22 protein-coding genes are annotated in these 18,220 nt (G+C 69.7%); 15 read left to right on the top strand and 7 right to left on the bottom strand.

All coding sequences use genetic code 11. From position 1 onward, the window contains the following. Positions 1–3 precede the first annotated feature (3 nt). The 13 genes from ASG37_RS08315 to ASG37_RS08255 all read left to right on the top strand — a co-directional run bounded on the left by ASG37_RS08315 (position 4) and on the right by ASG37_RS08255 (position 9,733). The gene (locus ASG37_RS08315) at positions 4–1,086 is read left to right on the top strand and encodes a flagellar hook-length control protein FliK (RefSeq protein WP_055758131.1); all 1,083 of its coding nucleotides are present in this window, start codon (positions 4–6) and stop codon (positions 1,084–1,086) included. Between the two features lie 12 nt (positions 1,087–1,098). Beyond that, the gene (fliL, locus tag ASG37_RS08310) at positions 1,099–1,749 is read left to right on the top strand and encodes a flagellar basal body-associated protein FliL (protein ID WP_055758127.1); all 651 of its coding nucleotides are present in this window, start codon (positions 1,099–1,101) and stop codon (positions 1,747–1,749) included. A 6-nt stretch (positions 1,750–1,755) separates the two neighbouring features. Continuing rightward, positions 1,756–2,715: a flagellar motor switch protein FliM gene (locus ASG37_RS08305; RefSeq protein ID WP_055758124.1), complete on the top strand. Its 960-nt coding sequence runs from the start codon at positions 1,756–1,758 to the stop codon at positions 2,713–2,715. Beyond that, on the top strand, positions 2,712–3,008 hold the full coding sequence (fliN, locus tag ASG37_RS08300) for a flagellar motor switch protein FliN (protein ID WP_055758121.1): 297 nt from the start codon (positions 2,712–2,714) through the stop codon (positions 3,006–3,008). The genes ASG37_RS08305 and fliN overlap by 4 nt, the downstream gene beginning before the upstream one ends. Then, positions 3,008–3,262, top strand: coding sequence for a flagellar biosynthetic protein FliO (locus ASG37_RS08295; RefSeq protein ID WP_055758118.1), 255 nt, complete (start codon positions 3,008–3,010; stop codon positions 3,260–3,262). Before fliN ends, ASG37_RS08295 begins: the two co-directional genes overlap by 1 nt. A 5-nt stretch (positions 3,263–3,267) precedes the next feature. Beyond that, positions 3,268–4,119, top strand: a complete 852-nt coding sequence (gene fliP / locus ASG37_RS08290; protein WP_414888055.1) for a flagellar type III secretion system pore protein FliP — start codon at positions 3,268–3,270, stop codon at positions 4,117–4,119. A gap of 1 nt (position 4,120) precedes the next feature. After that, positions 4,121–4,390, top strand: a complete 270-nt coding sequence (gene fliQ, locus ASG37_RS08285; RefSeq protein ID WP_055758114.1) for a flagellar biosynthesis protein FliQ — start codon at positions 4,121–4,123, stop codon at positions 4,388–4,390. Positions 4,391–4,751: 361 nt separating this feature from the next. Next, a complete protein-coding gene (gene fliR / locus ASG37_RS08280; RefSeq protein ID WP_055758112.1) occupies positions 4,752–5,525 on the top strand; it encodes a flagellar biosynthetic protein FliR in 774 nt (257 codons plus the stop codon). Then, positions 5,522–6,649: a flagellar type III secretion system protein FlhB gene (gene flhB, locus ASG37_RS08275; RefSeq protein WP_055758109.1), complete on the top strand. Its 1,128-nt coding sequence runs from the start codon at positions 5,522–5,524 to the stop codon at positions 6,647–6,649. Before fliR ends, flhB begins: the two co-directional genes overlap by 4 nt. A 102-nt stretch (positions 6,650–6,751) precedes the next feature. Then, a complete protein-coding gene (fliD, locus tag ASG37_RS08270) occupies positions 6,752–8,254 on the top strand; it encodes a flagellar filament capping protein FliD (protein ID WP_055758107.1) in 1,503 nt (500 codons plus the stop codon). Further along, positions 8,254–8,655: a flagellar protein FliS gene (locus ASG37_RS08265; RefSeq protein WP_055758765.1), complete on the top strand. Its 402-nt coding sequence runs from the start codon at positions 8,254–8,256 to the stop codon at positions 8,653–8,655. The genes fliD and ASG37_RS08265 overlap by 1 nt, the downstream gene beginning before the upstream one ends. Positions 8,656–8,811: 156 nt before the next feature. Continuing rightward, a complete protein-coding gene (locus ASG37_RS08260; protein ID WP_055758104.1) occupies positions 8,812–9,345 on the top strand; it encodes an NADPH-dependent FMN reductase in 534 nt (177 codons plus the stop codon). Between the two features lie 31 nt (positions 9,346–9,376). After that, the gene (locus ASG37_RS08255) at positions 9,377–9,733 is read left to right on the top strand and encodes a hypothetical protein (protein WP_055758100.1); all 357 of its coding nucleotides are present in this window, start codon (positions 9,377–9,379) and stop codon (positions 9,731–9,733) included. Positions 9,734–9,767: 34 nt separating this feature from the next. Here ASG37_RS08255 and ASG37_RS08250 read toward each other — a convergent pair whose 3' ends face one another. The 6 genes from ASG37_RS08250 to hemC are packed head-to-tail and all read right to left on the bottom strand — an operon-like array spanning position 9,768 to position 15,107. Continuing rightward, positions 9,768–10,877, bottom strand: a complete 1,110-nt coding sequence (locus tag ASG37_RS08250) for a CaiB/BaiF CoA transferase family protein (protein ID WP_055758097.1) — start codon at positions 10,875–10,877, stop codon at positions 9,768–9,770. Next, entirely contained in the window at positions 10,874–11,386 is a 513-nt protein-coding gene (locus ASG37_RS08245; protein ID WP_055758094.1) for a GNAT family N-acetyltransferase, read from the bottom strand. Before ASG37_RS08245 ends, ASG37_RS08250 begins: the two co-directional genes overlap by 4 nt. After that, the gene (locus ASG37_RS08240; protein ID WP_055758091.1) at positions 11,386–12,570 is read right to left on the bottom strand and encodes an acyl-CoA dehydrogenase; all 1,185 of its coding nucleotides are present in this window, start codon (positions 12,568–12,570) and stop codon (positions 11,386–11,388) included. Before ASG37_RS08240 ends, ASG37_RS08245 begins: the two co-directional genes overlap by 1 nt. A gap of 11 nt (positions 12,571–12,581) precedes the next feature. Then, a complete protein-coding gene (locus tag ASG37_RS08235) occupies positions 12,582–13,511 on the bottom strand; it encodes a hypothetical protein (protein ID WP_156349078.1) in 930 nt (309 codons plus the stop codon). A 31-nt stretch (positions 13,512–13,542) separates the two neighbouring features. After that, positions 13,543–14,199 (bottom strand): uroporphyrinogen-III synthase, encoded by a 657-nt coding sequence (locus ASG37_RS08230; RefSeq protein ID WP_055758085.1) that lies wholly within the window; start codon positions 14,197–14,199, stop codon positions 13,543–13,545. Beyond that, positions 14,196–15,107, bottom strand: coding sequence for a hydroxymethylbilane synthase (gene hemC, locus ASG37_RS08225; protein WP_055758082.1), 912 nt, complete (start codon positions 15,105–15,107; stop codon positions 14,196–14,198). Before hemC ends, ASG37_RS08230 begins: the two co-directional genes overlap by 4 nt. A 498-nt stretch (positions 15,108–15,605) precedes the next feature. Here hemC and tsaD point away from each other — a divergent pair, with 498 nt between their 5' ends. Further along, positions 15,606–16,646 (top strand): tRNA (adenosine(37)-N6)-threonylcarbamoyltransferase complex transferase subunit TsaD, encoded by a 1,041-nt coding sequence (gene tsaD, locus ASG37_RS08220; protein ID WP_055758079.1) that lies wholly within the window; start codon positions 15,606–15,608, stop codon positions 16,644–16,646. Then, a complete protein-coding gene (locus tag ASG37_RS08215) occupies positions 16,643–17,617 on the top strand; it encodes an NAD(P)H-dependent glycerol-3-phosphate dehydrogenase (RefSeq protein WP_055758076.1) in 975 nt (324 codons plus the stop codon). Before tsaD ends, ASG37_RS08215 begins: the two co-directional genes overlap by 4 nt. Here the strand turns inward: ASG37_RS08215 and ASG37_RS08210 are convergent, their stop codons facing one another. Beyond that, the gene (locus ASG37_RS08210; RefSeq protein WP_235525150.1) at positions 17,618–18,196 is read right to left on the bottom strand and encodes an SRPBCC family protein; all 579 of its coding nucleotides are present in this window, start codon (positions 18,194–18,196) and stop codon (positions 17,618–17,620) included. It lies immediately after the preceding gene. Between the last annotated feature and the right edge of the window lie 24 nt (positions 18,197–18,220).

Below are 18,220 nucleotides of genomic sequence, written 5' to 3'. Positions count from 1 at the left end.
CGCATGCAGCCACTTTCCCCTCTCGAACGATCGATCGCCCCGCCGGGCCGGCCTGCACGGCGCGATGCCGGCGATGACGCCTTTGCCGCGCTGCTCGCCGGGGTCGGCGAAGCGGCCGGCGGCGACGTACGGCAGCCCGCTGCCCCGCCGGGCGGCAAACGCTTGCCGGAAGGAGCGCCCGATCCGGCGTTGCTGCTGGCCGGGCTGATCCCGCCGCCGATGGTGCCGGTGGCGCCGCCGATGGTGCAGACGCCGCCCGCCGCCGTGGCCGGCACCGCGCCGGTGCCGCCATCGCCGGCCGGGATCGCGCCGCCGCCTGCTGTGCCCGGCGTATCGCCGGTGGCGGAGACGATCGACGGCCTGCCGCTGGCACCGCCGCCGGCCGAGGGCGCGCCGCCGCCGGCAATGGCGGAGGGCAAGGCGTTGCCGGCCGCTGCGTCCGACCTGCCGGTGGCCCCACGCCACCGGATGGCCGGGGAAGCCAGTGCGCCGGTGGTGACGATCGCCCCCCCTGCCCCGCCGGTTCCCGTCCAGGTCGCCCATGCCGCGCCCGCGCTGCTGGCCGACGCGCTGCCGGAGGAACGCGATTCCGCCACGCCGCGCGAGGGCGACGTGGCGATGCCGTGGAGCATCGCCGGCATGGCCGAGGCGGTGCCGCGCCCGATCGCCGCGCCCGCCGCCGCCGATGGCGCGCGGCTGGACCTGCGCGACGATCGCTGGATGCAGGGGATGATCGACCATATCGAGACGTTGCAGGGCGAACAGGCCGGGAGCGGCGAGACGCGCATCCGCCTGTCGCCCGATGCGCTGGGCGCGATCGAGATCGTGCTGAGCCACGGCGAGGACGGCGTGGCCGTCCGCTTCGCCAGCGACACCGCCGATGCCGGGCGGCTGCTGGCCGATGCCCAGCCGCGCCTTGCCGAAATGGCGGCGCAGCGCGGGTTGAAGCTGGGCGGCATGCAGGTGGACGTCGGATCGCGGCAGGGCGACCCCCGCCACGATCCGCCCCCCGCCCCGCGCCGGCCGCAACCGTTCACGGGCGCACAGACGCCCGACCCCGTTACCGACGACCTTCGTATCGCCTGAGGAAACTGAACCATGAGTGACAAGGACAAGCCGGCCGAGGCGCCGGTCAAGAAGAAGGGCAAGATGGGCAAGATGCTCGTCCTGGGGGTTGGCGTGCTGGTGCTGCTGGGCGGCGGCGTGGGGGCGGGCCTCTATGCCAGTTCGGCCGGGCTGATCGGTGGCGGCGGCCACAAGGAAGCGGCCGATCCCGATACCCCCAAGCTGGTGCCCAAGTCCGAAGAGGTTAAGGCCGGTGCCGAATCGGGCGGCGAATCGGGCGGCGGCGAAGGCGGCGAGTCGGGCGGCGGCAACGAAACCGTCGCCGAAGGCGGCAAGCCGACGCCCGAGGGCGAAGGCGGCGATCGCTATGCGTCGAGCTATTACGCGATGGAAAAGGAGTTCACCGCGAACCTGGCCGACAGCGTCCATTTCGCGCAGATCGGCGTCGCCATCTCGACACCCTATGACCATAAGGTGCTGGATAACCTCAAGACTCACGAGATCGCGGTGCGATCGGCGGTGCTGATGGCGCTGGGCGAGACGACCGAGGATCAGGTGTTCACCGCCGATGGCAAGAAGCAACTGGCGCTGCGGCTGAAGAAGGCGATCAACGACACGCTGGTGCAAAAGGAGGGATTTGGCGGGATCGGTAACGTCTACTTTACCAATTTCGTTGTTCAGTGAACGGGCATGGTTAACACGCCCGCAACCCCCGCCCCCGCCGACCGGCGCGAGAAGGCCCGACGCACCGCCACGGCAACGCATGTTGCGACGCTGGGGGCGACGAACCTCAACCCGTTCGGTGACCTGCATGCCTTCGAGCATCTGTCGACGCGCATGGCGCGGTCGATGCGGCAGGTGTTTGAACCGCTGCTGCGCCGCGCCGTGCGAAGCTGGGCCGAACCGGTCGAGGTCGACCGGTTCGCGGGGTTCTGCGCGGGGCGCAAGGGGACGGGGCTGACGGCGTGGGTGCCGCTGACGCTGTCGAGCGGGGGCAGCCCGGCGATCCTGGTGATCGACGGCGCGTTCCTGCTCGAAACGCTCGACCTGTTCTTCGGCGGGTTCGGCGACGTGCCCAATCCGTTGCCGAGCGAATTCTCGCCCGCCGCCGAGGCGATGCTGCGCCGCCTCGCCCGGGCGATCGCGCAGCCGCTGTCGGAAGCATGGGGGCCGCTGGCCGGCATCGCGTTCGAGGCGGGCAACCCGGAAGCCAATCCGGCGATGCTCAGCGCGATCGACGGCGAGGACGCGGTGGTCGCGACGCGCTTCGGCATCGCCGCGCACGAGGGCCGCCCGACCTTCATCGACATTCTCTATCCCGTGGCGGCGCTCAAGCCGCACGCGCCGCAGCTCACCACCAAGGTTCACGGCAAGACCGCGACCCCCGATCCGCGCTGGCGATCGGGCCTGACCCGCGCGGTCATGACCGTGAAGCTGCCGGTGCGATCGGTGCTGGCCGAACCGGTCGTGTCGCTGGGCGTGCTGCTGGAGCTGAAGGAAGGCGACGTCATCCCGATCAGCTTCGGCCCCGAAGTGCCCGTATGGGTCGCCAACCAGCGACTGGGCACCGGCACCGTCGGCACCGCCAACGGGCAGGCCGCGATCAAGCTCATCTCCATCGACCCCGGTTTCGAAGAGGATTTCCAATGAACGACATGACCGGCGGCTTCCCCGCCGAGGCGTCGCTCGCCGCCAATTTCAAGCTGTTGCAGGACGTCGACGTGCGGCTGACCGTCGAGATCGGTTCGACCCACCTGACGCTACGCGAACTGCTGGCGCTGGGCGAATCGAGCGTGATCGAGCTGGACCGCGCCGCCAACGAGCTGCTCGACGTGTTCGTCAACGGCACGCTGATCGGCCGGGGCGAGGTGGTGACGGTGGGCGACCGCTTCGGCGTGCGCATGACCGAACTGGTCAGCCCCGACAAGCGGGTCCAGCGCTGATGATGTGGTCGTACATCCTCAAGCTGGTCGTGCTGCTGCCGCTGGTGTGCGGCCTGATGATCGGCTGCCTGTATCTCTGGCGTCGGCTGGAAGCGCGGATGCCGGGCAACCAGGGCGAGCGGCTGGTGAAGGTGCGCGAGACGATGATGGTGTCGACCGGCACCAAGATCGCCGTGCTGGAATTTCAGGGCCGCCAGTTGCTGGTGTCGGTCAGCCGTAGCGGCGTGACGTTGCTGGATGGGGGCAACAAGTGAACACGCTGCCGATCGCGAAGGTGGTGAAGGTCCGCCGGCCCGCGCGCGCACGACCGCAATGGCGGCTGGAGCTGGTGCTGGCAGCCATCGGCCTGCTGCTGATGCTGTTCCTCGCGGTGCCGGCGTTCGCGCAAGCGGTGCCGGCGGCCCCTGCCCCGGTCGCCGCGCCGGGTGCCGCCGACGCGCTCGACCGGGCGCTGGGGCAGTTGGGCGGGGCCAACGACGCGCCGATGGCGCTGTCGTTGCAGGTCCTGATCCTGATGGGGCTGTTGTCGGTCCTGCCCGGCATCCTCCTCATGATGACCAGCTTCACCCGGATCATCATCGTGCTGTCGGTGCTGCGTCAGGCTTTGGGGTTGCAGCAGACGCCGCCCAACCAGGTGCTGATCGGCCTGTCGCTGTTCCTGTCGTTCTTCGTAATGGCCCCGGTCTTCACCCAGATCAACGACAGCGCACTCAAGCCCTATGCCGCCGGGCAGATGACCTCGACCCAGATGATCGAGACCGCCGGGCGTCCCTTGCACGCCTTCATGCTCAAGCAGACGCGGACCAAGGACGTGACGATGTTCGCCGACATGGCGAAATCGGGGCCGATCGCGACGCCCGCCGACACGCCGTTTTCGATCCTGCTGCCCGCGTTCGTCACCTCCGAACTCAAGACCGCGTTCCAGATCGCGTTCCTGATCTTCCTGCCGTTCATCGTCATCGATCTGGTGGTCGCGACCGTGCTCATGTCGCTCGGTATGATGATGTTGTCGCCGACGATCATCTCGCTGCCGTTCAAGCTGCTGCTGTTCGTGCTGGTCGATGGCTGGGCGCTGACGATGGGCAGCCTTGCCGCAAGCTTCGTGAGGTAACATGGACGCGGGCTATTTCATGACCGTCGCGCGCGAGGCGATGTGGGTGCTGGCGCTGGTCGCCGCCCCCATCCTGATCCCGGCGCTGCTGAGCGGCCTTATCCTTGGCATGATCCAGGCGGCGACGTCGATCAACGAACAGACGCTGTCGTTCGTGCCCAAGCTGGCGGTGGTGGGTATCAGCCTTGCCGTGTTCGGGGGCATGATCCTCGGGCTGCTGGGGGACTTCACCACCAGCATCTTCGAGCGGATCCCGGAACTGGTCCGGTGAATTTTCTTTCGTCCTCTCTCCCCGTCACGCCGGCGGAAGCCGGAGTCCATGGATGGGGGGACGGCTGCGCTTCCTCGATGACACCCGACACAATGGATTCCGGCCTTCGCCGGAATGACGGAGTCGACATTCAGCTAAGGGTTCGACTCCTCCCCTCCCTGGAAGGGAGGGGTCGGGGGTGGGTCGGCCCGTTGGCGGGCGTGACCTTCCCTCGCATGCCAACCCACCCCCAACCCCTCCCTTCCAGGGAGGGGAGCAATTTTGCTAGCTGTTCGACTGAACGTCGATCGGCCCTCGCGGTCGCGATCGTGGCACTGGGTCCCCGCCTTCGCGGGGATACGGCAGCAGGACGGGGCCGGCCATGCTAGGCCTTGGCCTCGCGGTCGAGCCGCAGCTCTGGGCGTTGCTGTTCACCATGGTGCGGGTCGGCGCGGCGTTCGTCGTGGCGCCGGTGTTCGGCGCGGTGGCGATGCCGGTGCAGGTGCGCGTGCTGCTGTCGGGGGCGATCGCGGTGCTGGTGCTGCACGCGCAGAGCTTCGCCATTCCGACCGAGATATTTTCGTTCACGACCTTCCTCGGCATCGCCGCCGAGGCGCTGGTCGGGTTGGCGCTGGGCTTCGTGCTCCAGATCGCGTTCGCCGCACCGCTGATCGCGTCGGAAGTGATCGGCATTTCGATGGGCATCGGTTTCGCCGCGATGGTGAACCCGCAGAGCGGCGCGCCGACGCCCGCGCTCGGCACCTTCCTGTCGGTGCTGCTGACCTTGCTGTTCCTGTCGCTCGACGGGCATCTGATCCTCGTCGACCTGATCGTGCGGTCGTATGAAATCCTGCCGCCGGGCGCGGCATGGCTGTCGGCGGGCAAGCTTCAGAACATCGCGATGTTCGGCGGCTATGCGTTCCTTGCCGGATTGCTGCTGGCACTGCCGGTCGGCTTCCTGCTGCTGTGCCTCAACCTCGTCGTCGGCATGTTGTCGCGCTCGGCCCCGGCGCTCAACCTGTTCGCGGTGGGGCTGCCCGCCAGCCTGTTCGTCGGGGTCGTCGCGCTGTTCGTCGCGATGCCGGCGATGGGCGATTACATGCTGGTAATCGTGCGCGAATCGCTCGACGCTACCAAGACCTTGGTGCTGGGATGAGCGAGGACAAAACCGAAAGCCCAACCCAGAAGCGCCTCGACAAGGCGCGCGATGACGGCGACATCCTCAAGTCCAAGGAACTGGGCACCGCGCTGGTCATCCTTGCCGGGTGCGGCTGGCTGGCGATGTTCGGGCCGTCGCTGGTCGCGGCGTGCAAGGCGGTGATGACCGCGAGCTTCACCTTCGGCCGCGGTGACATCGAGGATTTCCAGCCATGGCGGCCGCTGGTCGAAGCGGGGTGGAAGCTCGCCCCCTCGCTCGGCGCGATCCTCGCGTTCGCGGTGGTGGCGGGGATCGCCGCGCAGGCGGGGCTGACCGGCATCCGCTTCGATGGCAAGGCGATGGCGCCCAAGGGGTCGCGGATCAACCCCGCCTCGGGCCTGAAACGTATCTTCGGGCCGCAGGGGTGGATCGAACTCGGCAAGTCGTTGCTGAAGGTCGTGCTGCTCGGGTCGATCGGCTATGTCATGCTCAAATCGGCGTCGCACAGTTCGCTGGGGCTGGTGTCGTCGAACGTCGAGCAGGCGGTCGGCGATCTCGGCGGCACGTTCCTGACCTTGCTGTTCGTGATGGCCGGCGGGCTGGTGCTGATCGCCGGGCTGGACGTGCCGCTGGCGCTGTTCCAGCGGATGAACCGGCTGCGCATGACCAAGCAGGAGGTGCGCGACGAGCATAAGGAGAGCGAGGGCGATCCGCATGTGAAGGGGCAGATCCGCCAGCGCCGCCACCAGATATTGAAGGGCGGTTTCCGCAAGGCGGTGGGCGAGGCGCATGTCGTGCTGACCAACCCGACCCATTTCGCGGTCGCGCTGCGTTATGACCGGGGGCGCGATTCGGTGCCGGTGGTGGTCGCGCGGGGGCGTGGCGCGACCGCGCTGGCCATCCGCGAACTGGCCGGCGAGGCGAAGGTGCCAGTGCTGGAATATCCGCAGCTCGCGCGTGCGGTCTATTATACCAGTCAGGATGGGCAGGAGGTGCGCGACGATCTGTACCTCGCCATCGCCACCGTGCTGGCGTTCGTGTTCGGGGTGAACGTTCAGGCCGGCGGCATCCAGCCGCCGATCGACGTGCCCGCCGCCGCGCGGTTCGACGAAAACGGCAATCTCGCCGGCGCATCCGCGTGAGCGGGCCGGCACCGCACAGGAAACCCGGGTTTCCGAACGGAATCTCTAAAGAAATCCGCGTCGCTGCCGCTTGATGGATAGAGACGCGCGGGGACAAGTACGATGGCCATCACCACCAGCACCAGCACCGCGACGCCGGCCACCACCACGGCGGCCAAGACGACGACCACCGGCACCAACAGCACGACCGGCAACATCGCCAAATCGCTGGGCCTCGGATCGGGCACCGACACGGTCGCGCTGGTCAAAAGCCTGGTCGACGCGCAGTTCGCCGGCAAGACGGCGCAACTGACCAAGCGGCAGGATACGCTGACCTCGCAGGTGTCGACGCTGTCCGAGGTCAAGAGCGGCATCACCGGCTTCGCCAATGCGCTGACCACGCTGGTCAAGAACGGCACGCTGGCGACGCAGTTGACCAGCAGCAGCGGCGTGGTGCGGGCATCGGTGCTGCCCGGCGCGCGCGTGGCGGGGACGATGGCGAGCGTCAGCGTCACCAGACTGGCGAGCGCGCAGGTGGCGGTGACGCGCGAGGCGGTTCCCGAGGGGACGGCGCTCGGCACCGGCAGCCTCACGCTGAAATTCGGCAAGATCGACGGCAACGGCAGCTTCGCGTGGAACGGCAAGGACATCGACCCGATCGTCCTCACCAGTGGCGATACCGCCTCGCTGCAAGGGATCGCCGACAAGATCACGTCCGCCAAGGCCGGCGTGACCGCCAGCGTCGTGTCGGACGCCAATGGCCAGCGGCTGGTGCTGAAAGGGGCCAGCGGCGAGGAACAGGCGTTCACCCTGACCGCGACCCCCGATACCGCCAACAACGGCCTCGAAAAGCTGAACGTCGGTTTCGACGGTTCGACCAGCGGCGCGCGGATGGTGACGCAGGCGGGCAATGCGCAACTGACCGTCGACGGCGTCGAGCTGTCGCGCGACACCAACAGCGTGACCGGCGCGATTCCGGGCGTGCGGCTGGAGCTGACCGGGCTGACCGCCGGCGTGCCCGCGACGATCGGCACCACGCCGCCGACCGATGCGATCAGTCAGGCCGTGACCGATTTCGTCGCGACCTATAACGAAGTGATGGCGACGGTGCAGAAGGCGACCGATCCGATCACCGGCGCGCTGCGCGCCGATCCGGCGACGGCGTCGCTCAAGCGGTCGCTCCAGCGCCTGACGCTGACCGAACTGACCACCGCCGGCGACGACACCCCCAGCCGGCTGGCGCAGATCGGCGTCGCGACCAACCGCGACGGCACGCTGCGCGTCGAGACGGCGCAACTGGCCAAGGCGCTGGCGGACAACCCCGCCGCGCTGGAGGCGATGTTCGTGGCGGGCACCGGTGCGACCGGCAAGGGGCTGTCGGCGGCGCTCAACGCGATCTCGCTGGCGGCGGTGGATACCCAGACGGGTCTGGGTGCGACCTCGGCCCGCTATACCAAGGCGCAGAGCGCGATCGACGACGAAAAGACCAAGGTGACGACCCAGTCCGAAACCGTCAGCACGCGGATGACGCAGCAGTTCGCCGCGTCCGAAGCGCGCGTCGCGGCGTACAAGGCGCAACAGGCGCAGATGGAGACGATGGTCAAGATGTGGACGGCGGATCGCTGATGGCCCGCTATGCCACCGTCCTTGCCGGTGATCCGGCGCAGACCTATCGCCAGGTCGATCTGGCCGGACGCACTGGCGGGGCCGATGCCCACGGCCTCGTTTCGCTGTTGTACGAGGAAGCGATCCGCGCGCTGCGATCGGCCGCATGGGCGGCGACCAACTACCGGTTCCAAATGAAGAGCGAACGGGTGACGCGGGCGATGGCGATCCTGTTCGCGCTGGAGGCGGGGCTCGATTTCGACAAGGGCGGCGACCTGTCGCGCACGCTGTCGCGGCTGTACGCCGGCCTGCGCCAGCAGATCGCCGACGCCAGCATCGGTGACGATCCGGTGCCGTTCACCGACGCCGCCGCCTCGATCGCCGACATCGCCGAGGCGTGGGAGATGGTGCGGCCGAAGTAGCCGGTCCGTCATTCCCGCGCAGGCGGGAATCCATAGACACTGACGTTCCGGCTCCATCGCAACCGCTGCGTGTATGGATTCCCGCCTTCGCGGGAATGACGGGGAATAGCATCCCGAGCCTAGCGCCGCGCCCCGCCATCGGGTAGCGCACGCGCCATGACGCAACCGCATATCGTCGCGCTGGGCGGCACGCTTCGTCCGACCTCCGCCACCGCCACCGCGCTGGAACAGGCGCTGGCCCATGCCCGGTCGCTCGGCGCGCGCACGACTCTGCTGACCGGGCCGGCGATCGACTTTCCCAATTACGAACCGGAAAGTGCTGCGGGCCATGCCGGCATCCAGGCGTTCGTCGCGGCGCTGCGCGGGGCGGACGGGGTGATCGTCGGCTCGCCGGGCTATCACGGGACGCTGTCGGGCCTCGTCAAGAACGCGCTCGACCATGTCGAGCTGCTGCGCCGCGACGACCGCGTGTATTTCGACGGGATGCCGGTGGGCATCGTGGCGACGGCGGCGGGCTGGCAGGCGGCGGTGGCGACGATGGCGACGCTGCGCACCGTCGCCCACGCGCTGCGCGGCTGGCCGACTCCGGTCGGCGTGGCGATCAACACCGCCGAGGACGGCGCGCTCGACCGCGCCGATGCGCAGTTGCGGTTGATGGTCGAACAGATGCTGGGGTTCATCGGGCGGTAGCGTGCCCACCAATCAGGGACGGGGGTGGCCCATGCGGATCGTGACGGTCGTGCTGTTTCTGGCTGCGATCGGCCTGGCTTTCGTGGCCGGCTATGGCTTGCGCCGCTCGGCACCATCGGCGTCGCCTTACGACCCCGAATACTGGCCCGGTTCGGAAGCGCAGATCGACGACGCCTATCGACGCTGGTCCGTCAAGGCGGGCGCGCCGGTCGATCAGGTGAAAGGAATGTGGTTTCCGCAGTTGATGTTCCTTCCGACGCGCAACCAGGGCATCGGCCTGTCGTGCGTGAAGCTTCGGATCGAACGCGGGGCAATCGGCGATTCACCGGTATATTGCTACGATAACGATACCATGAAACTCGTGGCGGAATACAGCGACGTGGAATGATCCTTCGTCAGCGTGACGAAGAGGAACTACCCCCCTACCCCGCCCGCAGCGGCGCGCTGCCGTCGGCCACCATCCGCTCGCCGTCGATCACGATCGGTCCGGCCAGCCCCGGCAGTCCGTCGGGCGCGATCCGCATGCTGCGCGCGATCACCTGTGGGTCGGCGAACACCTCATTCAGCAGGTTGATCGGCCCCGCCGGAATGCCCGCCGCCTCCAGCACGTCACTCAGCGCCGCCTTGCGCCAGCCGCCGACCGCCGCTTGCACCATCGGGATCAGCGCACCGCGATTCACCACCCGCCCCGGATTGGTCGCGAACCGCGCATCGTGGTGCAGGTCGAGCCCGAGGATGGCGCACAGCCGCGCGAACTGCGTGTCGTTGCCGACCGCGATCACCAGCGCGCCGTCCGCCGTCTCGAACGCCTGATACGGCGCGAGATTGGCGTGGCCGTTGCCCATCCGCCCCGGCACGGTGCCGCCCGCCAGATAGTTGAGCGCCTGATTGCCCAGCACTGCCACCTGCGTATCGAGCAGCGCCATGTCGATATGCGCGCCCTCCCCGGTCAGGTCGCGGCGGCGCAGCGCGGCGAGGATCGCCACGGCCGAATAGACGCCGGTGAACAGGTCGGCATAGGCGACCCCGGCCTTTTGCGGCGGCCCGTCGGGCTCGCCGGTCAGCGACATCGCCCCGCCCATCGCCTGGATGACGAAGTCGTAGCCGGCACGGTGCGCATAGGGCCCGGTCTGGCCGAAGCCGGTGATCGAACACGTCACCAGCCCCGGCCGCACCGCCGACAGCGCGGCATGGTCAAGGCCGTATCGGGCGAGGCCGCCGACCTTGTAATTCTCGATCACGACATCGGCCCCGGCCACCAGCGCGCGGACCTCGGCCTGACCCTCGGGCGTGCCAATATTGATCGCGACCGAGCGTTTGCCGCGATTGGTCGCGTGGAAATAGGCTGCGTCGCGGTTGCGCCCTTCGCCATCGGTCACGAACGGCGGTCCCCAGTGGCGGGTGTCGTCGCCCGCGCCCGGCCGCTCGACCTTCACCACCTCCGCGCCCAGATCGGCGAGCAACTGCCCGCACCATGGCCCGGCAAGAATCCGCGCCAGTTCGACGACCCGAACCCCGGCGAGCGGCTTCACGGCCGGCGCAGCGCGTACACGACATGGGGGACCATGCGCCCGCCGCGCAGCACATCGATGGTGCCGGGGCGCAGCACCGCGCCCAGCGCCGCCACCGCGGTGCGGGACCGGGCATTGGCCTCGCCGATATGGAAGGTGACGGTTGCCGCATCCCGGGTGATATGATCGATCATCAACCGCTTGGTTTCGCGGTTATACCCGCGCCGCCAGCGGTCGCGCGCGAAAAAGGTCCAGCCGATCTCGATCTCATCGGCGTCAGGGTCGTAGGGACCGTAGCGGCTCGACCCGATCACGCTGCCGTCTTGGGCATCGCGGATGGTCAGCATGCCGCCGCCCGCCATCCCCTCGTCGAAGAAGGCGCGGAAGACGTCCGCCCGCCAGCGGTCGTGCGCGGGATGCTGTTCCCAGATCGCCGGGTCGGACGCGACCGCGAACAGCGCGTCGTAATCGTCCGCGACGCTCGGCGCGATCGTGACCAGTTGGCCGCGCAATACCAGCTGGCGGTTCATCAGAACGCGGCGATGCCGGTGATCGCCCGGCCTTGGATCAGCCCGTGGACGTCGTGCGTGCCCTCATAGGTGTTGACCGTCTCAAGGTTGATCGCATGGCGCATCACATGAAATTCGGCGGCGATGCCGTTGCCGCCGTGCATATCGCGCGCGACCCGCGCGATCGCCAGCGCCTTGCCGCAATTGTTGCGCTTGATGATGCTGATCGCTTCGGGGGCCAGCGTCCCTTCGTCGAACATCCGCCCTGCGCGCAGCGCCGCCTGCAACCCCAGCGCGATCTCGGTCTGCATGTCGGCCAGCTTCAACTGGATCAGTTGCTTCGATGCCAGCGGCACGCCGAACTGCTTGCGGTCGAGCGTATATTGCCGCGCGGCGTGGAGGCAGAACTCCGCCGCGCCCATCGTGCCCCATGCGATGCCGTAGCGCGCGCGATTGAGGCAGCCGAACGGCCCCTTCAGCCCCTCGACATTGGGCAGCAGCGCGTCCTCGCCCACCTCGACGCCGTCCATCACGATCTCGCCGGTGACGGACGCGCGCAGCGACAGCTTGCCCTCGATCTTCGGCGCGGACAGCCCCTTGGTGCCCTTCTCCAGCACGAAGCCGCGAATCTTGCCGTCATGCGCGTCGGACTTGGCCCATATGATGAAGACGTCGGCGATCGGTGAGTTGGTGATCCACATCTTGGACCCGCTCAACCGGTAGCCACCGTCGATCCTTTCGGCGCGCGTCCGCATCCCCGCCGGGTCGGAGCCGGCATCGGGTTCGGTGAGGCCGAAACAGCCGACCCATTCGCCGCTGGCGAGGCGGGGCAGATATTTGCGTTTCTGCGCCTCCGAACCATAGGCGTTGATCGGGTGCATCACGAGGCTCGACTGCACGCTCATCGCGCTGCGATAGCCCGAATCGACCGCCTCGACCTCCCGCGCGACGAGGCCGTAAGCGACATAGCCCAGCCCCGCGCCGCCATATTCGGGATCGATCGTGGGACCCAGCAGCCCCAGTTCGCCCATCTCGCTCATGATCTCGCGCGCGAAATCCTCGTCGAGAAACGCGCGGGTCACGCGCGGCAGCAATTTCTCGCGGACATAGCCGTGCGCCACGTCGCGAACCATCCGTTCCTCGTCGGTCAGTTGCTGATCGATCAGGAACGGGTCCTGCCAGTCGAAGCGGCCCATATCGGCCATGGTGATTGTCCTTACAGCGTGGGGGCGAGCGGGTCGGGCGTCGCCGACGGGGTCGGGAGCGGGACGGGTGGTGGCGCGATCTGCGCCACCGGGGCCGGGGCCACCTGCGGCAACGGCGTGTCGAGCGCCAGCGCCTCCAGCTCGATCAGCGCCTTGCGCGCATCGACATAGCGTTTGGCCGCGGCGTTCCAGTCGGTGGCGCTGGCCCCGCCCGGCATCCGCTCGACCTCACCGATCGCCAGTTCGACGCGGCCGGTGTCGAGCCGGCGGCGCGCCCGCTCCAGCCGGTCGGACGGGCGGCTGCTCGGCGTCGGCCCCTGGCGGATCACGATCAACTGCCCCGCCTCGCGCCGCAGCGACTGCCACCAGTTCTGATCGGCGGGACCGGCCAGCAACTGGTTGGCCGAGGAATCGAGCCCGCTGCGCAGATCGTCGAGCGTCACCGGCTGGCGTGCGGCGGCGAGGATGGTACGCACCGCATCGCCCCGCGCCGCGCCGAAGCGCACCCGCAACTGGTTTTCGAGATAGCCGAGCGGCAACCCGCGATCGAGCGCGCGGCGCGCGGCGATCACGATCATCATATTCTCTGCACGCGCGGCGAAGCCCGCCGCCGATCGCGCGCCGGTGTCGATCGCGGCGATCCGCGTCTCCAGCTCAGCCACCTGTGCCGACAGCGTCGCCTCGCGCGCCGACAGCGCAGCGAGGTTCGGCAAGGCGGCGGCAACCGGCGCGGCGCTCGCCGCCGGGGTCGGCTGGGCGACCGGCGTCGTGGTCGCGGCACGCAGCGTCCAGCCGAGGCGCGGGGCGACATAATAGAGCACCGCCAGCGTCGCGCCGATTCCGATCAGGAAGGCGACGCATGCCGCCGCCATCCATCGCCCGCCCTTCGCCCGCCGGGTCGGGCCGTTTGCCGCCATGAAAGGCGCGTCGTCGCTGGTCATGCGCGCCTTATCCCCGTGCGCGCCGACCGGGTCAATCACCGGCAAGCGCAAGGCCGGCGGCGATCACCGCCGGATCGCTCGGCATGGCGGCCACCGCGACCGCGCGCCAGCCGTTGCCGAGCATCGCCGCCGCCGCCGGTGAGATCGCCGCGACCGCGGTGGTGCCGCGATCCGCCACCAGCGCCGCCAGCCGCACCGCCGCGCGCGGCGAATGGACCAGCGCCACGCTGCCCGCCAGCCGATCCATCCCAACCGGTTCGGTGGGCACGGCGGCATAGACCGCGCGGATCGTCGCCACCACGCCATGCGCCGCCACCGCCCGGTCGCGCGCGGTCAGCAGCAGCGCGCGCCGCACCCCCGCCGCGCCCGCCGCATCGAGCAGCGTGCGACCATCGCCCGCCCCGGTCGCGACCACGCGCAATCCCGCGTCGCGCGCCGCCCGCGCGGTCGCTGCACCGACCGCATGGACCGGCAGATGCGCGAGCGCGGCCAGCCCCGCCCCGGCATGGCGCACCGCATTGGCGCTGGTCAGGACCAGCGCGTCGTGGCCGTCCGCCGGCAGTTCCCACGCCAGCGGCACGACAGCGAACAACGGCAGCGCGATCGCCTCCCCCCCCAGCGCCCGGATCGCCGCGACGGTCGCCGCATTGCCCGGTTCGGGGCGCAGCACCGCCAACGGCACGCTCACCGCGCGAACAGCCGCGCGACGCTTTCGGGCGCTTCGTCGAGCAGCCGTTCGGCAAGGGCGCGCGGCAGGTCGATGTCGTCGATCGCGCCGCTCGTGCTGCCGGTGACATGCGCGCTGCCGTCCTGCGCCAGCAATTGCGCGGTCAGCGTGAGCACGTCGCCCTCGATCCGCGCCAGCGCGCCGACCGGCGAATGGCAATCGGCGCCCAGCGCTGCCAGGAACCCGCGCTCGGCACGCACCGCCTGATGCGTCGGCAGGTCATCGATCGCCGCGACGAAAGCGAGCGCGGCGGCATCCTCGGCGCGCACCTCGATCCCGACCGCGCCCTGGGACGGGGCGGGCAGCAGCGTGTCGACCGGCACGGCATGGCCGACGGCGTGCCGCCCCAGCCGTTCGAGCCCGGCGGCGGCGAGCAGCGTCGCATCGACCTCGCCCGCCGCCAGCTTGGCGAGGCGCGTGTCGACATTGCCGCGAAACAGCACGATCCGCGCATCGGGGCGGTGGCGCAGCACCTGCGCCGCGCGGCGCGGACTACTGGTGCCGACCACGCCGTTCGGCGGCAGATCGGCCAAGCTCGCGATCCCGACCAGCCGGTCGCGCACGTCGGCGCGCGGCAGCATCGCGGCGATGCGGATCTCGGTCGGGCGGATCGTCTCGACATCCTTCATCGAATGGACCGCCGCGTCGATCTCTCCGCCACACAGCGCCCGGTCGAGTTCCTTGGTCCACAGCGCCTTGCCGCCGATTTCGGCCAGCGCGCGGTCCTGCACCCGGTCGCCGGTGGTGCGGATCGGCACGATCTCGATTTCGCCCGGGTCCACCCCATGCGCCGCCGCCAGCGCCGCGCGCGTGGCATGGGCCTGTACCAGCGCCAGCGGCGATCCGCGCGTGCCCAGTCTGAACATCATGGCGTTGCTCGCTACGCATCGTTGGCGTGTTGGGCAAGGCGGATGGGTTCACGCGAAGGCGCGAAGGACGCGAAGGGGTTGGTTCACGCGGAGGCGCGGAGACGCGGAGGGAGTTGCGATCCGGGCCAGCCGCCCGCGACCGGGAGACGACAACGCCAGCGGACGACGGGGCAAGCCCCGCCCCGAACGCGACCCCCTCCGCGCCTCTGCGCCTCTGCGCCTCTGCGCGAAAATCACTTCTTCCTGCTTTCTGGCAGACGGAGAAAAAGGGAAGGAATTTTCGCGCAGAGGCGCAGAGGCGCAGAGGCGCGGAGAATGTTGCGTTCCGGGTAAACCGGTCGCCTCCGGCAGACGAACGACGATAGCCGCTACGCGGCAAGGCCAGTCCCGAACGCAACCCCTCCGCGTCTCCGCGCCTTCGCGTGAACCGCCCTTCTTCGCGCCCGTCGCGTGAACCAAATATCGCCCCCGCCTCCAAACCACGCTAGAGCAGCAAAAATGCCCTATCCCCTCATCCTCGGCATCGAATCCAGTTGCGACGAGACCGCCGTCGCGATCGTGCGTGGCGACCGTACCATCCTGTCGCACCGCCTCGCCGGACAGGAAGCCGCCCACGCCCCCTATGGCGGCGTCGTGCCCGAGATCGCGGCGCGCGCCCATGTTGAGATCCTGCCCGCGCTGGTCGAAGGCGCGCTCGCCGACGCGAACGTCACGCTGGCGCAGGTCGACGCGATCGCCGCCACCGCCGGCCCCGGCCTGATCGGTGGGGTGATGGTCGGCCTCGTCACCGCCAAGGCGCTGGCGCTGGCGGCGGGCAAGCCGCTGGTCGCGGTCAATCATCTGGAGGGGCATGCGCTGTCGCCGCGCCTGACCGATCCCGACCTCGCCTTTCCGTACCTGCTGCTGCTGGTGTCGGGCGGACATTGCCAGTTGCTGCGCGTCGACGGGGTCGGCACCTATCGCCGGCTCGGCACGACCATCGACGACGCGGCGGGCGAGGCGTTCGACAAGACCGCCAAGGTCCTCGGCCTCGGCTACCCCGGCGGCCCGCGCGTCGAGGCGGCGGCGGCGCAGGGCGATCCGCGCGCGGTGCCGCTGCCCCGCCCGCTGACCGGCACGCCCGATCCGCATTTCTCGTTCGCCGGCCTCAAAAGCGCGGTGCTGCGCGCGCATGAATCGGGCCGCTACAGCGTGCCGGACATCGCCGCCTCGTTCAGCCAGGCGGTGATCGACTGCCTCGTCGACCGCACCAGACTGGCGCTGGCGCTGGCCGGCCCAGTCGAGGCTTTGGTGGTGGCGGGCGGGGTCGCCGCCAATCGCGGCGTGCGCGGCGCGCTGGAGGCGCTCGCCACCACGCACGGCCTGCGCTTCGTCGCCCCGCCGTTATGGCTGTGTACCGACAATGGCGCGATGATCGCATGGGCCGGGGCCGAACGGTTCATGGCCGGGCACAGCGATCCGCTCGACGTCGCCGCCCGCCCGCGCTGGCCGCTCGACCCGAGTGCGGAAAAGGTGCGCGGTGCGGGAGTGAAGGCATGAGGATCGGCGTCATCGGCGGCGGGGCGTGGGGCACCGCGCTGGCGCAGGTCGCGGCGCGCGGTGGCGACGTGACCCTGTGGGTCCGCGACGGCGCGCTGGCCGACACGATCAACACCGCGCGCGAGAACCCGCTCTACCTGCCCGGTATCCCGCTTTCCCCCGCGATTCACGCGACGACCGACAGCGCGGCGCTGGGCGACGCCGATGCGTTGCTGGTCGTCTGCCCGGCGCAGCACGTCCGCGCGGTCCTCTCTCAAATCGACGTCGGCACCCGCGCACTGGTGCTGTGCGCCAAGGGGATCGAGGCGGGCAGCAAGCTGCTGGTCGGCGAGGTTGCCCGCGCCGTCCACCCGAACGCCCCGGTCGCGGTCCTCTCCGGCCCCACCTTCGCGCACGAGGTCGCCCGCGCCAAGCCGACCGCCGTCACCCTCGCCTGCGCCGATCCGGTCTTGCGTGATCGCCTTGCCGCGCGCCTCGCCGCGCCGGGGTTCCGCCCCTATGCCAGCGACGACGTGATCGGCGCGGAGATCGGCGGCGCGGTCAAGAACGTCCTCGCCATCGCCTGCGGCGTGGTGGAGGGCGCGGGGCTGGGGCAGAACGCCCGCGCGTCGGTGATCGCGCGCGGCTTCGCCGAGATGACCCGCTTCGGCATGGCGCGCGGCGCGCGGGCGGAGACGCTCGCCGGCCTGTCGGGCTTGGGCGATCTGGTGCTGACCTGTTCGTCGACCGCCTCGCGCAACTATTCGCTGGGTGTGGGGCTGGGGCAGGGCCGCGCCGCCACCGACCTGCTGTCCGATCGCCGCACCGTGGCCGAAGGCGCGTTCACCGCGCCGGTGCTGGCACAGGCCGCCGCCGACGCGCGGATCGACATGCCGGTGACGCAGGCGGTCGGCGCGCTGCTGGCCGGCACCCCGGTCGGCCGAGTGATCGAAGCGCTTCTCAGCCGCCCGCTGAAACCCGAGGGACGGTAATCACAAACTCGCCGCCAGCGCCTCCAACTGGTCGGCGCACTGGTTCCAGCCCGGCTCGAACCCCATCGCCGCATGCTGATCGCGCGTCTCGGCGGTCCAGTGGCGGGCGCGGGCGATATAGCGGGTGCCGCCATCCTCGTCGGCGAAGGTCATCGTCGCGACCATGAACGGCGCGCCGTCGCGCGGCACGAAGCCGGCGGTGAACGCATCGGTCGTCACGATCCGCTCGTTCGCCACCACGTCCAGAAAGACGCCGTGATGCGGCATGTCCGCCCCCTCGGGGCTGCGCATCGTCACGTCGAACGCCCCGCCCGGTCGCGGATCGACCACCGCGTCGGCGATCGTCCATGGCGCGGGCACAAACCAGCGCCGCAGCAGATGCGCCTCGGTCCAGCAGCGTAAGATGGCCTCGCGCGGGGCCTGTAGCAGCCGGTCGAGCACCAGTTCGCGCTCGGCGGGGAAATCGGTCATCGTCATCGCTCCCGACAGGATCGGCACCATGCTGCCGCATTCCCGCGCGCCGATCAAACCCCAAGACAGATCGACCTTCAGCCAATGCCACCGCGTTTCGTCGTTCACGCGCAGGCGGGAACCCATAGACGC

This window comes from Sphingomonas sp. Leaf407, from assembly GCF_001425385.1.
GTDB lineage: Bacteria > Pseudomonadota > Alphaproteobacteria > Sphingomonadales > Sphingomonadaceae > Sphingomonas.
The sequence above is the reverse complement of the archived record's forward strand: the minus strand, read 5'-3'. Positions and strand labels throughout refer to the sequence as shown.